This window comes from Bacteroides congonensis (assembly GCF_900130125.1).
GTDB classification, from domain to species: Bacteria; Bacteroidota; Bacteroidia; order Bacteroidales; family Bacteroidaceae; genus Bacteroides; species Bacteroides congonensis.
In genome coordinates this window covers 797,193-814,481 of the sequence record NZ_FQXY01000011.1, presented here as the reverse complement: position 1 = coordinate 814,481, position 17,289 = coordinate 797,193, and the positions used below count along the sequence as shown (strand labels likewise).

At 42.6% G+C, this 17,289-nt stretch carries 9 protein-coding genes; 1 reads left to right on the top strand and 8 read right to left on the bottom strand.

Going from position 1 to position 17,289, the window contains the following annotated elements; all coding sequences use genetic code 11:
* Nucleotides 1–593 precede the first annotated feature (593 nt).
* The 7 genes from BQ7997_RS20530 to BQ7997_RS20500 form a co-directional block, all read right to left on the bottom strand.
* Nucleotides 594–2,717: an alpha-N-acetylglucosaminidase gene (locus BQ7997_RS20530; RefSeq protein ID WP_073347853.1), complete on the bottom strand. Its 2,124-nt coding sequence runs from the start codon at nucleotides 2,715–2,717 to the stop codon at nucleotides 594–596.
* A 71-nt stretch (nucleotides 2,718–2,788) separates the two neighbouring features.
* Nucleotides 2,789–5,113: a beta-galactosidase gene (locus BQ7997_RS20525; protein WP_073347852.1), complete on the bottom strand. Its 2,325-nt coding sequence runs from the start codon at nucleotides 5,111–5,113 to the stop codon at nucleotides 2,789–2,791.
* Between the two features lie 108 nt (nucleotides 5,114–5,221).
* The gene (locus BQ7997_RS20520) at nucleotides 5,222–6,727 is read right to left on the bottom strand and encodes a DUF4874 domain-containing protein (RefSeq protein ID WP_073348486.1); all 1,506 of its coding nucleotides are present in this window, start codon (nucleotides 6,725–6,727) and stop codon (nucleotides 5,222–5,224) included.
* A gap of 11 nt (nucleotides 6,728–6,738) precedes the next feature.
* Nucleotides 6,739–8,079 (bottom strand): SusE domain-containing protein, encoded by a 1,341-nt coding sequence (locus BQ7997_RS20515; protein WP_073347851.1) that lies wholly within the window; start codon nucleotides 8,077–8,079, stop codon nucleotides 6,739–6,741.
* 34 nt (nucleotides 8,080–8,113) lie between these two features.
* Entirely contained in the window at nucleotides 8,114–9,655 is a 1,542-nt protein-coding gene (locus BQ7997_RS20510) for a RagB/SusD family nutrient uptake outer membrane protein (protein WP_073348485.1), read from the bottom strand.
* A gap of 16 nt (nucleotides 9,656–9,671) precedes the next feature.
* Nucleotides 9,672–13,055 carry a TonB-dependent receptor gene (locus BQ7997_RS20505; protein WP_083589316.1) on the bottom strand — a complete coding sequence of 1,128 codons (3,384 nt, stop codon included), beginning with the start codon at nucleotides 13,053–13,055 and terminating at the stop codon, nucleotides 9,672–9,674.
* Nucleotides 13,056–13,222: 167 nt separating this feature from the next.
* Nucleotides 13,223–14,239 carry a FecR family protein gene (locus tag BQ7997_RS20500; protein WP_073347849.1) on the bottom strand — a complete coding sequence of 339 codons (1,017 nt, stop codon included), beginning with the start codon at nucleotides 14,237–14,239 and terminating at the stop codon, nucleotides 13,223–13,225.
* Nucleotides 14,240–14,374: 135 nt separating this feature from the next.
* Here BQ7997_RS20500 and BQ7997_RS20495 point away from each other — a divergent pair, with 135 nt between their 5' ends.
* Complete coding sequence (locus BQ7997_RS20495; RefSeq protein WP_073347848.1) at nucleotides 14,375–14,950, top strand: RNA polymerase sigma-70 factor; 576 nt, start codon at nucleotides 14,375–14,377, stop codon at nucleotides 14,948–14,950.
* Between the two features lie 397 nt (nucleotides 14,951–15,347).
* On the opposite strand, the gene BQ7997_RS20490 is transcribed toward BQ7997_RS20495, so the two are convergent.
* Entirely contained in the window at nucleotides 15,348–17,243 is a 1,896-nt protein-coding gene (locus BQ7997_RS20490) for a sensor histidine kinase (RefSeq protein WP_073348484.1), read from the bottom strand.
* Nucleotides 17,244–17,289 lie beyond the last annotated feature (46 nt).

Below are 17,289 nucleotides of genomic sequence, written 5' to 3'. Positions count from 1 at the left end.
TACATATCAAAAAAATCCCCCTACATTCTTAACCGGTGGTTCACCGCTTCACCTTATTACTGAAAGACCGATGAATAAAGACATAGCGGGTGAAGGCAAAGGGTAAAACCAAGAAAGAATCACCCTTCACCGCTTTCACCTTCATTATCGCTTCGCTTGCAGTGTCTATTGGACATATAGATCCAAGAAGGTGGACATATATAGCTGAGATGGTGGGCATATAGATCCAACACGCCAGCTATATATACTCAATATATCAAGTAGTACTACCTGATAATTAAGCTATTAATACTTGACAACTCAACTGTTAATGCTTGGCAACCCAACTGTTAATGCCCTAATTTGATAGATGATTTGCTATTACCTAATTTCTTTTAGCTTATAGCATATTTCTTTTTGCTTATAGCATAATTGAATTAGCTCATAGCATATAGCAAAAACAAAGGTGAAAGCGTGAAGAATGGTTCCAACCGGAATTATCTCTTCCCTTTCACCCTATATTTCCTTATTCATCGGCATTTTAGCGACAAGATGAATCCGATGAACCCTTAATAAGAGTATAAGAATAAATTGTCACTATCCCATACTTTTACTCAATATCCATGAGATTTCTCCGCCCAGGCTTTCTCCATTCCATAGAAATTAATCGCTTCACCGGCAGATTTACCGTCCAGTTCCTGCTGTTTCTGCTCAAAGAAAACTTTCCAACGCGGATAATACAAATCTTTCAAAAGACCACTCCATTCACGATGAGAATAATCATGCAAACCACCCTGATTGGCAGCGATACTATCACCCCAAACTGTGATTAAGGCAGAGGCGTTCCATTCGTAGAGTTTCTTTTCTGCGTCGGTAGTACCTAAAGAACGTGCAGCAGTCAGCCAAGAAGATACGGAGAACTCTTTCCGGGTAGACAATAAGCTGTCTTGCGAGAGAATGAGTTCAAGGAATTGCCGTGTCTGTTTCCGGAAATTCTCTTTGTCTTTCCGGTCATAGCTTCGGGATATTTCTTCGAGTAACATATTCCCTTTGTCAGCATTACTCTGACGTACAATATCCACCAAGTCATATTCAAAGTTGTTGTTTCCTTTATAGCGATCGGCAACAGTAAGCAGCAGGTCAGCCGCTTTTGCCGTTGAGTCCGGAGAATAGAACAGCTTGGAATATCCCCATGTAGATGTCCTGTCCAGATGGAATCCCGGACGGGCACACAACAAGGACTCAATCGTTCCTTCACCCTGATGGTTTTTAGGAGCATTGTAAACGGTATGTTCCAATGCACGCCAGGCTTCTGCCACTTCCGGCAGAATGTCTCCGCCATAACGCGCCTTCAAATAGCCTTGCAGCCATTCATCGGAAGAGAACCGCTCTTCACGCCAAGGAAGTTCATAAAGCAGTTCGAACATCACCGGATTGTTCTCAATCCCTTCGGGAGTTGCCCCTACTCCACGCAATGTTTTCCCATTGGCATGTACACACGCGTCATAGTATCCGCTTATCAATTGATCCATCCGACCGTGCAAGCCTACATTTCCACCGAAGTTCAACAACATACAATAGAGCCAGTCATGTTTGCCGAAGCCTTTCTCGCGAACCCACTCAGAATTCGGGTCACCCCATTGCGGACGTTTCTCGCTATATAAATCCAACACCATCAAGTCTCCCTGATTGAGGGAAGAAATCATTTCTTCCCGAGGATTCGCCTGCCATGCCTGAATCACCCAAACGGCTTCCGGATTCACTTTCTTCATTGCTGCCATGATGGATGTTCCGGCTTTCGCCAAGTCCACCCCTTCCGTATTACCTCCTTCATGGAAGGGATCCATGCTATAATATTTGGCTTTTCCATACAGTTTTTCCAGTTCTTCGTAATACATGGCAGCGAAAGAATCAAAGTGTTCATCTTCCGTAGAAAGGAAAGCCGGACGGGGGAAGCCACACCATTTGCCGGGGTCGGCAATCTGATAGCCCAGTTTCTCACCAATGTTGCGGGGAACCATCCCGGAATATCCGGGGAATACAGGTTCTATGCCCAGTTCACGCATACGGGATATGATCTTCTTTTGAAGTACTTCCTGCTGCTGATACCAACTATCCGGATTCGGGCCACCCCATCCTTCCAAATTATTCATCTGCCACCAGGCCATAAAAGCCGGGCCGGAAATAAATTCATTGACCTCTTCTGTGGTATACCCCAAACGTTTCAGCAGGTTGTACCAAACGACTTCCATTCCGGTAATGCTCAAAGGCATATTGATTCCGTGCATTGCCATCCAGTCTATTTCCTTCTCCCAACGCTCCCAATCCCAAAAGGCCATGGAGTAGGAATAGGTACAATAGTTCAGGTAATATCTGCTTTGCATAGATGTCTCCTTGCGAATTTTCTCTTGTGGAAGCGGTAATACTTCCGGCAATTTTTGAGACGGATTATTCCAGGAGAGATGGATACCGGCTACGTATTTCAGATACCAGTTCAGTCCGGTGGACAAAGAAATGTCGGAGTTTCCGGTTATCAGGACTTTATCGTCTTTGGAAGATATTTCAAAGTAATCTTTCGAGGGATTATTCTCGTCAACAATGAGTTGGAAAAGAATCCGGTCTTTCGAAGTACCTTCCGTCACACGATCTGCTAAAGAATTGACTGGCAGTTGTCCTGACTGACAGCTGCATAACATTATAGTTCCGAGTAATAAAGTTAACAAAAAGCGCATTTGCATAGTGTTGTTGTTTTTAATGCTTCAAATATAGTAAATAAGAATCGGATTCTTTTCAATCAGTCACATTTTAATCAATGGAACAAGAAGAATTGCGGACGACCATAGATGGTTACGTCTTTTACTTTTCCTGATAGGAATGAACCTTTACGAACTTTGAAGCGGATGGCTGAAACTTTATATATTTCTTTCATATCAACGATAATACGGTGAGGATGATCGGGTTCTGCGCTTGCATCCGTATGCCAAAAGGAAGATATATCTCCGTCAAACAGATTCTCTGCTATTCCTAAATTCTTATCCGCCTGTTCGCTGCTCACATAGATGACTTCCCATTTTTTCTTATCAATCGGTTGTCCTTTATCGTCTATCAGTTCGATTTCTGAAATGCAGGCTTGGTTATCTTCCGTGTAAGAAGATAGTGTCTCGATGCAGAAGTGACGAAGGGTAGTTGCAACAGGGAAATCAAATGGCTGCCATTCATTGGTTTCTTGCAAAGTAGTTTTCAATGCGATGTCACCGTCTTCCAGAATCGGAGTGCCTAGTCTTGTACGACGCTGTCCTTTCTGATAGTTCTTGTCTATGCCCAAACTATCCAGGATAGGTTGCTCCAATCCTTGCAAGGTACGATTGCCTGTATCTTCCATTTCAAAGACTACGATCTCATTTTCTCCTTCTTTCAACCAGGGAGCAGGCAGATATAGCGTTTGTTGAGGGCCGATGTTCCAAAAGCGTCCAAGTGATTTGCCATTAACCCAAACTGCCCCTTTCCCCCACTGGCTCATATCTATAAAACAGTCGCCTTTCTTCTGAATGGTGAATATTCCTTTGTGGAAAGCCGGGACACCTTTGATTGTTTTATCAAATTCTATTTCCGACACTTTTTCTTTATATAAAGGTAACGGAGTAATAGACCATCCGGTCAGTTTTTCATCGCCCCACAAAACTTGGCTGGTGATACCTTTACGATTGAATAGTATATCAGGGCCGTAATTCACACGACCGGTATTCTCGACAAGTATTTCTAAAGTTGCAGGCACTTTCGGAACATTCAGCGTTACGCTATTCTGATTGTAACGACGATCCAAACTGGCTACTTGCTTGCCATCTATCAGGATAACTGCATAGTCACGTAAATCCTGTATGATAAGTTTATGCTTCCCTGCTTTTTGAATGGTTGTCTGATAATGAATGTATCCGAAATCAATGCCTAAGTCTTCCATTGACAGAACCTCTTCCGACTGTGTAGTTTGATGGAAAGCCGTAGTCAGGGGAGCACTTTCCTTTAATTCGACTGTTGCGAAGGTGGTAGTCGGATTATCGGCAGGGATTTCCGGCAATACGGTTCCCTCGGGCAAGTATTTTTGAATCACTTCCCTGAATGCATGGTATTTGGGATAGCAATTCCCCCATTCACCCAAAGGGGCGTCATAATCATAGCTTGTCGGTTGAGGTTGATAACCGCCTCCGGTATTGGCTCCATTCGTGTACCAAAAATTTGTTCCACCATGAAACATATACATACTGACAGATACTCCGTGACTCAGCATCCAGTCCAATTGTTCGGCAGGACGCTCATAAGCAACAGACGAATGGTGTCTTCCCCATTCATCAAACCAAGCCGGATAGAATTCCGCCACAAAATAAGGGCCGCCTTTGTGATATTTATCTACTACTTTAAAAATGTCTTCACCAAACACACCGTTCAGCGTAGGTAATGCACCGTCAATATGCCCTGCCTCTACTTGTCCGCCGCCGTCACAGGTAAATAACGGGACATTAAATCCGGCATCTTTAATCATATCTCGAATTGCAGTAAGGTATTCTTTGTCAGCCGCATACGAACCATATTCGTTCTCCACCTGCACCATTATAATATTACCACCATTATTGATGGTCAAGGGAGCCAGTTGCTTACCCAGTTCCTTAATGTATCTTTCACAATAGGACAGAAAACGCGGGTCTTTACTGCGATATGTCAACTCCTTTTCTTTTAGTAGCCACGAAGGGTAGCCGCCAAAATCCCATTCTGCACACACATACGGGCCGGGACGAAGAATGACATACAGTCCTTCTTCCTGTGCCGTACGGATAAATTCTGCAATATCCGCCTGCCCGCTAAAGTCAAACTCACCCGGCTGGCGTTCGTGGAAATTCCAGAAGACATAGGCAGAGACAGTGTTCAACCCCATTGCACGTGCCCTATGCAGACGGTCACGCCAATACTCGCGTGGAATACGGGGATAGTGCATTTCTCCGCAAATCAGTTGCACATTCTTCCCGTTGATATTAAAAGTGCCATTTTCTATTTTAACACGCTCTGTGGGGGCAGAACAGCCCAAAATCAGAAATGGCACTAATAAGTATATAATCCAATATCGTTTTTGCTGTTTATTCATCAGTATGAAATTGTAGTAACTTATACAATCTTTTTCTTATGAAGAAAGTCCCCCGACATTTTGAAGAACTTCCTTCATAGACATTATAAATAAAATTATCCTATTGTTTTAGAATGTAACTTCACCTATCACATTTATACGGTACTGCGTATCTTCAATTATTTCCGTATTAGCGAACCGAACCGCGTATTCAGGAAGCAACTGCAACAATTCAGTAGGATCCGGCAACCATAATCCGACTTTATATTTGCCAGATATACCCGGTGCGACACTACCCTTAATGTGATGCACCAAAGATTTGTACTCTTTCGTCTCCACATCATAGGGTTGCCAATCTCTTGGACTAACATCAAGTTTCTCTTTAAAAACAACACGGTTACTTTCATCCGCCAATACAATATATACAGGCCGCGGATTTTTAATAGCAGCAAAACCTACATTACGTATGGGAATATCAAAGTCCAAATTTCCATTTGCCGCTTGCAACAATACGTCTTCAGAGTTGACATAAAGACGATAGCCCAGGTGATCACGAATAAATTCATAGGCAGAACGCGCCACTTTATTACCCTCTTCATCCTTGAAATAACTTTCATCAAAAAGAATCTTATTATCCTGACACCAGTCAGAACTTATCTTATAACTTTTCCAAGCATAAATATTCAATTCATTATTCTGCGTAATATCCAAAGCATCGTAATGATGCTCTTTCAATATCTTAATCGTATTAACAACTGATATTTCCTTGCTCAATCCCCATTCGGTATTTTCATTATAAGGAATCTCCGCACGTACTTTCACATAGGGGCTGGCATTGGCTACAATTGTATAATCTTCTGAACCGAAAGTATAGTCATTGTCCGGTGCAAGCGGATGTTCGGAAGCTGTGAAGAAGTCATTCGCATAGCCGACACGTGCCTTCTCAGCCTCAGTAAGCATTGGAAAATTATGTATATGCCGAGGATAGCGCAAAGTCATAAAACGATCCGGATACATACTCAGGATTTCTTTTATCATCTTACCCTTATTCGTCCAATCATCTCTCAACGGAGTTGAGTTACCCTCTCCCCACGCACCTATAAAGCCCATTTGCCAAAGGTCAATCAAACCGATGTTCTTTTGAATAAAAGGCTTCAACTGTTCAAGATGTCTGAATATATCAGTGAACTGAACATTCGTCGCCCCGGCGTTATGGTCATACGCGAATATCAAATGTATCTTATATCCCAGTCTCTTTGTATCATCAAACAACATCTGCATATTATCAAATGCCGCCTGATCCAAATCCTTACCTACATACTGCGTCAGATAAAGATATAATTGGGATAAGGTTACACCATCATTCTTCGCGCTATTTTTCCGCTCAATCTCGGGAATCCAAAAACTCTCCCAACTGCCCTCATGCCAGGGATTCTTCAAATTATCAACAAAATAATTACTCTCCAAATGATACCCCCTTTCCGGATTAACCAATGCCTTGATCGGAATAATTTCGAGTTTCGTCAAATCCCGGCTATAATCTACATATTCACCGGCAGAAAGCATTACCTCATCCGTGCAAGCCATACCCAGCACGGAACATACAAACAAAAATAAATATCTCAAGCTTTTCATAATTTCCAAGTTTAATCTTCATTATAAATCAATCTCACAGAAGCAAAAGTTGACCCCGTCGGGAATGTCTGATAACCATCAAACAGGTAAGACACAGTTTGGTCGGAAGTCAGAAGGTAACAATATCTCGCCATCGCATTTGTTATCGTACCACCGCCTGTCCATCCCTGGCCGGCAGGTATAAAGTTCATCTCCCAAGTATTAAAAGTCGGGATTTGTGCTTCCGTAACCCCCAATTCCCCCCAAAACAACGGATCATAATACATAATGCAATAGCATTTAGCCGATTTAATCCCTGCCAACGCAAAAAGTTCATCATATTCGGCTTGTGTCGGAAGTCTCCATCCTTCGGGCACAATACTATTCTTTATATTCTGAGGATAATAAGCGCCAAATAACCTCACCATCTCTTCCGTTGGCTGAGGAACATTATCTCCCCTATACGCAGGTATAATATTCTCCCCTTCTATATCCGTACCATCGGGATACTTCTTTGTCCTTAGATTCTCACACAACCAAATCTGAGATGAACCGTCCCTAAATTCAATCCTTCTTACAGGATAGCTTTCGACTTCATCTCCCCGTTTGTCATTGAATATCATCATACCTGTCAAATCAAGACTTTTACACATACGGGATACATTTTCACCGGTCGCCTTATTACGGACATTCCAATAAACTTTCGAAGCAGTGAAAAGCTTCAAATGCAAATCCTCAATCACTGCCTGCAATTGCGCATGTGTCACTTCTGTCTTATTTTCCGTACCTGCCGCAATGACCAACGGGTCTTCAAAGTTCATATCCGTTGAGAACAATAATTCGTAACCTTGTCCGGCAGCCCCCCTTTCTTCCCATTCGAACTGCACTTTCGTGTCCTGCGCATCCGCATTCAAGACATAACGTCCGGCATCTTCCGGCTTAGTCAGGAAGTTATGCATACGTTTCATTGAGATTGTACGGATATCAGATGCCGCCACCTCAAGTTTTCCTGTCGGTTTCACACTCCAGTAAATGGTATGCATATCTTCACCACTCATGTTCAAGGCAGACATGGCTATATCCAATTGATCCGGTGAAAGTTCTATTTGCGTCGTACTACCAGCCTCCACCGCATAGTAGGGTTCAAACACACTGTTAGGGCTGAAAAGTATTGTGTATGAGTCATGCCCCGCATCACTCCATGAAAAACGATATGTATCCGCCACATCATTCAAATCAAAAGAGGCTTGATTGGAAGGTACCGATAGATTAACCCCGGACATCGGTATATCGACTTTCACCTCTGTCTTTTCAACACAAGCACCCAAAATGAGGCAAAGCCCCAATCCTATAATAGTTTTCAAATTTTTCATCTTCTATGTTTTAATGTATTAGTAAAACATCTGATTAATATCCCGGATTTTGTTCGATCAGTCCCATCCCCTCATTAATAACCTTCGGTGGAAGAGGGAACCGTTCGTATTTATAATGCCCGTTTACCTGAGTAGCAATCTTACCTGTCGGTTTGCCTGCAAATTCAGCTTTCTTTATTGCATATTCGATAAACTTGCCATGACGGATCAAATCCTGACGACGCACGCCCTCCATATAGAATTCATGCCCGCGTTCTTCCAACAACTTATCCAGGAATGTCTCTACATCAGGAAAGTCACTCAATTGATACCCTTTGCCCGGAAGGCTTCTTGTACGTACGTCATTCAACAGGTTGACAGCTTCCTGCGTCAGCTTATTTCCATTACGCACGATAGCTTCCGCCAATAATGTCAATACATCGGCATATCGGTAGATCGGCATATCTATTTCGCAGTTATATCCTACCACACCTTCTACCTTGTACTTCATCGGAACCGCACCATAATATAGAATAGAAGTGGATTTACCGTTTACGCGGTCTTTTTCGTAATTATGTACCGTTCCGTCTGCCGCCGTATATTCGCCATATAAACGTTGCAGGCGCTTATCATCCTTATCATAACTCTGATAAAAAGGCCAGGAAACTTTATAACCGCCCCATTTCTGAATATCTTCCGAAGTCGGAAAATCTGCAGGTAGCACGTGTGCAAACCACTGTGTCTCCATATATCCCCGCTTGGCTATTACTGCAAAAATAGTTTCCGTATTTCTTTCTCCCGCAAGCGTGAATATGGAGTTATAATCATCTACCAGCTTATATCCATACTCCGCTTTTTGCAGTTCGCGTCCCACTTCTTCAGCCTTTGCCCACTCACCTGTCTTCATATAGAACTTCAGCAGCAATGTATTCGCCAGCCCTTTCGTAAATCTCCCGTACTCACTTTCATCATATTTATATGGCAAGACATTCCGGGCAGCCAATAAATGACTTTCAATATACTCGCGCATCTGTTCCTCAGTCAGCCGTGGAAGAATCTTTTCGGCTCCCGGCTCTTTCAAAGTCTCCAAATCGGCTACAGGAATCGGGCCATAAAGGTCATACAGCAAGAATGCCAAAAATCCCATACCGCAATCCAGTTCCGCATTATAACGTTCTTTCAAGTCCTGGCTCATATTCACATCTTTGATACGATCCTTGGCAAGGCACATGGATGACAAATAATTGTTAAATGTATAAATAGCCCGCGTATCACCGGATATATGCCAGTCGTCCGCTTCATAAGAATTGTACACAGTAGTCCACTCCCAACTACATTCCACATGGTCGGTAGACATATCGGAAGTCAATGTATATCCCCAAGCTACATTGAAAATGCCCGGATTGCTCTTGTTCTTATCCAATGCATCATAATCCTGCGGATTAAATACATTGTACGCACTGGCTGTTACCAAAGCCTTCGCATCCGCCGCATTTTTAGGAAATACAGTAGGATTGATCTTATCATAAACTTCCGTCTCCAGCTCGCATCCGGCCAATCCGAGCATCAATAATGACAATAAATATATTTTCTTCATTTTCATAATAACTTTTTTAGAATGTAACATTAAGGCCAAAGCTATAAGAAGTAACATTAGGGTAAGAGAAATTACCGTTATCTGTTTCCGGATCCAATCCATCCCAATTGGTTATCACAAACGGGTTGCTCACTTCGGCAAAAACACGAAGATTCTTGGCATATTTCTCTTTTACGGGAATCTTATATCCCAGGCTGATACTCCCACAACGCACATAATAAATGGACTTATTATAATAATCTCCCCAGTTGTTACCACTACCCAAAATATAAGTAGGGTGTGTAGCAGTGGTATTGCGACTATCAAAAGACTCAACGGCTTTTACCGAAACATTTTGTCCGGTACTGATACGATTCCACTTTTTCAGATAGCTGGCTCCCACTTTCCTGCCGGCTTCACCATAAAAATAGATGGAGAAATCAAAATTCTTGTAAGTAAAAGCATTATTCATACCATAAATGATTTTAGGATCTCCATTACCTTGATAAACCATGTCGCGTTCATCCAAAACACCGTTTCCATCCAAATCAGCCAGTTTTACCATACCCGGCAACAAGTCTGCCTGAGCAGCGGGAGCCTTTTCGCCTACCTGCATAATACCGATTGCATGGTAATCCCACCAGGCACGTATCGGGTCATTCTTGCTTTGGTAAGCAGCAGGCTTCCAGTTCGGGTCACGTTCTTTCCAACGGTCTTCATAATGAGAAAGTGTCAATGTAGTAGTCCATGAGAAATCCTTCCGATCGAAGTTTACTGTATTCAAAGTCAACTCGTACCCCTTACTCTGCGTAGAACCGATATTTCCTGCGATCGTAGTCACTTCATTATAAGAAGGAATAGGTTTGGAAGTGACCAGCAAATCAGAAATAGTACGATTAAAATATTCAGCCGTTACACGCAAGCGGTTATTAAAGAAGCCAAGATCCAAACCGACATTATATTCTGTGGTTGTCTCCCAAGTTATAGCAGGATTACCCAACTCTGAAGTATATACACCAGTGTTCAGTAAATCACCCAGCACATATCCGTGTCCTACCGAATAGTAAGTATTCACCCGGTTTCCGACATTCGAATTACCAGTCTGACCGTAAGATGCTCTCAACTTGGCATAAGGAAGCCATGACAATTTTTTCATAAACTTCTCTTCACTAATCAACCATCCGGCCGATACCGACGGAAAATATCCCCAACGGTGTTCCGGTTCAAAGTTCGAAGCACCATCTATACGTAATGAGCCTTCCAACAGATAGCGACCTTTCCACGAATAGTTCACACGTGCAAAATAAGAACCTAAACAATTCAGCCAAGCGCCCGAACCTACCGTCGGTTTGGGATTAGCCCCGGCCGACAGGTTATTATATTCAAATCCGTCAATAATAAAATCCGAATTGCCCGCTCTAACCGAATTGCCCGTAAACCGTTGATATGAATATCCCACCAACGCCTTTAAATTATGTTCACCCAGCGCCTTGCTGTAAGTCGCTGTCAAGTCCATCAAATAATCAGTTGAAGACTCTTGGGCTATATTGGCTATACCGTTTTCATTTGCTCCGAACAGTGTACTCTTCGGCACGTAACTATTTCTCTTCTGACTACGGCGGTCGGCTCCCAACTGCGCTTTCAGTTCCAACCCTTCCAAAGGTTTGAACAATGCATAGGCAGAAGCCATAATTCTGTCTTTTACAGTATTGTCTTTTATTTCCAGCAATGATACCGCGTTAGGAATGGAAGAGCGAGCCGGATCAATATAATAATCACCATTTTCATCGTAGACCGGCGTAGACGGATTGGCTTGAATAGCAGCTGTCAACACTCCGGCATTTTGGTCGACTTTATCACCCAAAGGAACATTGTCATATTTATTCTGCGCGTAGGAAGCACTTAATCCGACAGTCAACATCTTATTTATATCCTGATCCAAATTAACGCGGGCAGACAGACGGGTGGCGGCATTATTCTTCACCACACCGTCCTGATGCATATAGTTCACAGAAACCAAATAACGTGTACTTTCTGTTCCACCATTGATAGAAAGATTATGTTGCTGCATATATCCCGTACGTGTCACCTCGTCCAACCAGTCAGTACCTTTCGCTTGGTTAATTTTATCGTAAGAGTAGGTAGGAGTAAATGTTCCGATTTTCTCCGGTTTGCTGACGTATCCTTCGTAAATGCCCAATCCGTTACTTGCCAGATAGTTTTCATAGTCTTGTTCATTACGTTCAAGCATGAATGATTTCACATCCAGCATTTGATATTGGGCGCGAATCTTCTGCACAGACCCCGAACCTGAATAAGAAATTCTCGGTTTACCGGATTTACCACGTTTAGTAGTGATAAGAATAACACCGTGGCCGGCTCTGGAACCATAAATGGCTGTGGATGCCGCATCTTTCAAAACTGTGATCGATTCAATATCATCAGGACTCAATGATTCCAAAACATTATCCGTAGTGCCCGCTTCGTAGATATTTCCTGAGTCGAGCGTATTGGATGAACTCACCGGAAATCCGTCAATTACGAAAAGCGGCTCATTGCCCGCTCCCGTAGAAGCCTCACCACGAATACGGAACTTGGAACCACCGCCCGGTTGGGCTGACACCTGATTGACACGCAAACCTGCCGCCTTACCAGCCAGCGCATGTGCAACAGTAGATACCGTAGAAGTTTCTATATCTTTCATATCCATGACAGATACAGCACCAGTCAACGTTTTCTTATTCTGCGTACCATATCCCACAACGACAACTTCATCCAACTGCTTAGCATCTTCCAACAACGTTATATTAAGTTCTTTTCCTGCCTGCACAATAACCGTTTGTGGCTGATAACCAATATAAGTAATATCCAGTTGTGCTTTTGAAGAAGAAACTGAAAGTTTAAAACGACCGTCAACATCGGTTATCGTTCCGTTACCTTTCACTCCTTTTTCCAATACACTGGCTCCAATGATCGGCTCTCCTTTAAGATCCAACACTGTACCCGATACTGTAACCGTCTTTTCTTGTTGTGGCGACTGTGCCTCAACAGACAATATAATCTTCTTGTCCAATACTGAATATTTCACATCCGTACCGGCAAAGATTTCTTTCAGTACACTGAAGATATTACTTTTATCAGCCGAGACTGATACACGGCGGTTCAAATCCACATGTTTGTTGTTAAAGAAAAAGTCAAAGTCCGACTGTTCTTCAATCTCTTTCAGAATATCCTCTACACGCTGGTTGCGGGCATCGATACTAATCATAGCTTTCTGAGCGTAACTATCAGCCGCATAACCCAGCCCGATAGAACATACTAAGAACAAAACTAATAGTCTCATAGATAATGGGATTTTTTTTGAGGTTAGCCAAAGCGACTTTACCACCCATAAAAATTGGATGCTAAAATAATTTTGCATAAATTTGTAATGACTTAAAGTTAATAAAAAGTTTATCTAGGCTTGTCGCCAAACAAGCTCAAAATGATTTACCGATTTCCATACGGGAAGATACGCCAATATCATCCCGTATGTTTTTGTTTAAGGGGGTCTGTCTTTCATTGCATTTTTGTATTAAGGTTATTCAATCAATATATTTCTATCTTGCTCTTTTCATCTGTTATATCCGGGGAATCAAGATAACGCCAACGGATTTGAGAAGAAAGCTGGAAGTATTCAAGGATGCGTTCCAGGCGTTGGTTGGTGAATGTACCTGTAAAGGAGTCTCCTTTCAGCCTGTTGTTTTTAATGATAAATTCTACGTTATACCGTTTCTCCAACATTCGCAGTCCTTCTTCGAGAGGGGTGTTTCTGAAGATAATCTTCCCTTCTTTCCAGGCTATTTCCGATTCGCCGGAAGTGGCATAAAGTTGTACCTTACTATCTTTCGAATCATAGACCAGTTTTTGGCCGGGATCCATTAGTACTTTCTTCGAAGCATTATCGCATTTGTAGATAAAACCGATTTTCCCTTCTACCAATGTAGCTGAAACTCTATTTTCTTTTTCGTAAGCTTCTACATTGAAGTGAGTTCCCAGTACTTCTATTTGCGACTGATGGGAAGTGGAAACAATGAATTTCTTCTCCGGATCCTTGGCTACTTCAAAATAAGCTTCACCCTGCAAATTTACGTTTCGCGTATCTCCGTCGAAGCGTGAAGGATAACTTAATGTAGATTCTGAATTCAGGAAAACGAGTGTGCCGTCGGGTAATGTCAATGAGGTCATCATTCCGGGATTGGTCTTTATCTCCATCATTTGTGCCAGCTCTTGCTCATCATCTCCCCAATGCTGCACCATCAAAGTAACGAGGAGTGGAATGAACAGAACTGCTGCCGCACGTTGTGCCCATTCCCACCACATCGTTTTCTTCTTACCTGTCATCCTGCTTTTTACCCTTGACAATGCCTTCTCCGTATCAACTTTCTTCATTACATGAATGGTGTCCGTAGCCAGATAAAGCGCATGAATCTGTTTTGCCGTCCGTCGATTCTCTTCCGATTCATCTATCCAAGTTTCGACCAGCAGACGTTCTGCTTCCGTCACTTGTCCTTCACAATAACGGGGAAGCAGTTCTCCTATCTTATTTTTATCAATATTATCCATATGCTGTTTTTATTGCCTTTTATTATAAGACAAGGGAGAAGCGGAAGACTCCTAAACTAAAAACCATTTTTTTTCAGAAAATCTTTGTTTTCTCATAAAAAAGCTATATTTGCAGTTGAAATACAGGACTAATACATGAAAGAAACCTATCAATCAGACAATGATTTTCTATTATCAGCCGTTCAACGCGGAGATCAGAAAGCGTTCGATACACTGTTTCGGAGATATTATCCGATGCTGTGCGCTTATGGCCATCGGTTTGTTGAGTTGGAAGATGCAGAAGAAATCGTGGAAGATTCTCTTTTATGGATTTGGGAAAACCGGGAAACACTGGTTATCGAGTCTTCTCTTAATTCCTATCTCTTCAAGATGGTGTACCGCAGGGCGTTAAACAAACTTGCACATATCGACGCCACCCAACGAGCCGATACACGCTTCTACGAAGAAATGCAGGAAATGCTGCAAGATACAGACTACTATCAGGTTGAAGAGCTCACCAGACGGATTGAGGAAGCTGTCGCCGCACTTCCCGAAAGTTATCGGGAAGCTTTCGTGATGCACCGATTCCGGGATATGAGTTACAAGGAAATTGCGGCAACACTAGGGGTATCTCCCAAAACAATAGATTACCGTATCCAGCAGGCGTTAAGACAACTGCGTACAGATTTAAAGGATTATCTTCCGTTACTACTACCACTCTTATTTCCTTGAAGCAGGCTGATTATATAAGTTTCTGCCGGACATTGTCTTGTCTACTACTACCTGTCTCTAAAAGTATTAATGAATAACCTTCATTGTATTAAGGGTAAACTTGCTTTCCCTTAATACCAAACTTCATCTTGACCTAACGCAAACTATAAATGCAACTTCTGATTATATAATTGCAAGTTTTGTTTTTATAAACGCAAGTTGCATTTATAAAAACAAAGCTTGCAATTATAGTTTGGGATAAAGCAAAAACAACTTTGCCATTAAAGGAAAAGAAGTTTGCATCAGGGAGACAATAACTTATCTATTAATAGCTTATGGGAAAGTAAAGGGTATCTGGCAAGTGGAATGCCATGATTTCACTTGCCAGACACTTATGAGATAAACAAACTTGCTGATTTTATTCTTTCCGGTAAGGCAGGGTAAACCAAAAAGTAGAACCTTTGCCTTCTTCGGAGTCCACTCCTATTTCCCCACCCAAGCGCTCAACAATCGTATGGCAGATGGAAAGTCCCAGTCCCGTGCCTTGTATGAAAGGATTGTATTTCACAAACCGTTCGAACACATGAACGCACTGTTCATGCGACATTCCGCAGCCTGTGTCCGACACATAAAAATAAATCATTCCGTTATCCATCATACGATATCCCATACAGATGCTTCCCTCCCCGGTGAATTTTATCGCGTTGATTGCAAAGTTGGAAAGCAATTGCATAAGCCGGTTCTTATCTATGTAAAAGGCACATTCCGGCAGTCGTTCGGTAAACGTGAAAGTTACAGTATCGCTTTTCAGACGCAACTGCATGCTCTGCTCGATTTCTGTCAGCGTCTGGTTCACGTCAATTAATGAAGGGCAGAAATCAAACGTTCCGGCTTCAATCTTCGACATGTCCAGAATATCATTAATCAGTTGAAGCAACAGGTCTGTATTGGTCTCGATAATATCTGCGTATTCACGCATTTCCGTACGGTCTTCTATTTCAGGAAGCATATTTGAGAAGCCGACAATCGCATTTAACGGAGTACGTATTTCGTGACTCATATTTGCAAGGAAAGCCGATTTCAGCTGATTGGCCTGCTCTGCCTTCTCCATTGCCTCATGCAGGCGGCTGTATGCTTTCCGGAGAAGACGGATATAATGGGCTATAGCGACAACCAGGATAAAAAGGAATATGGCACCGGAAAGAATTTCCACACGGTATTGCTGGAAAAAAGTCTTAGGTTCGTTAACGTAGACGGCATCGTTCGGATAGCGTGATGAAGGGATATTGTAGGACTTCAATACCGGATAACAGAGATATGCGCTTCCCTCCCCGCCCACTCTACCCGGGATATTCCGCGCCTGTTCTCCATTCAAGATGCGCTCAAGGGTTTCTAACAAGGCATCACAAAAAGATTCTGTTGATACATAATAGCCACCGGCATAAGTATTGTTCGACAGATCTTCGGGAGAAAGCAGGAACAGGGGAGACGGAGTGAAATTGGTGATAATCTCCTGGATATGGTCGAAAAGGTAGTTGTTATCGTTTTCGTTGTGCGATTCAAACCATGAATAATAGATGATTCCCGTATTCGGTTTATAACTGCGTAAAGTATCCAGTAACATTTCTGTCGACAAGTGGGTGGTGGAAAGAAGATCCAATTGCACGTCAGGGAAGTTTTCCTCTACCGCTTCTTTTACGTCTCTGCGGGTTTCCTCACTAATATATCTATCGTCAGAGATAAATGCCACCCGTTCCATATCAGGTATCAGTTGGTAAATCAGTTCAATTGTTTCCTTGGCATAATAATGCTGCTTTAAAATCGTCATGTTATATCCCCGTCTCCATTCTTCACCGGGGACGCTGTTCGTTTCCGTCAGTGGGGCATGAGACAACAGAATATTCAGAGATGCAGGCAAATGGTCGCGGGCATTTGTCACAATCACCGGGACATCTTTCCAAACATCATCAAACAGTTCGCGGCATACAATCCATCCCGGATCTCCAATCAGTACAACGGCAGTAGGCGGCACAGGATATTTCCGGCGCAAATGGTCGACTACGGCCTTTGCTTCCATCTCGTTCGCTAAAGCAGGTACACAAAGTGACTCAGCTTTGGCAGAGATGCCTTTTTTCTGAAGGGCATCGTGCACATACCAATAAAAGTTTTTAGCCCAGGGAAGATTAAAATTAATGGAGTTCAGTACCAGTACTTCTTTATTTGAACTTTCGCCCCGAGCCGACACGGGCGATAAGATTCCTTCGATAATAAGGAATAATCCGAGAAATGAGATAATCCGCAACGCTTGTTTCATTTGTGATGCTCTATAATATAATAGTGGAAGCAAAGATAACATTAAT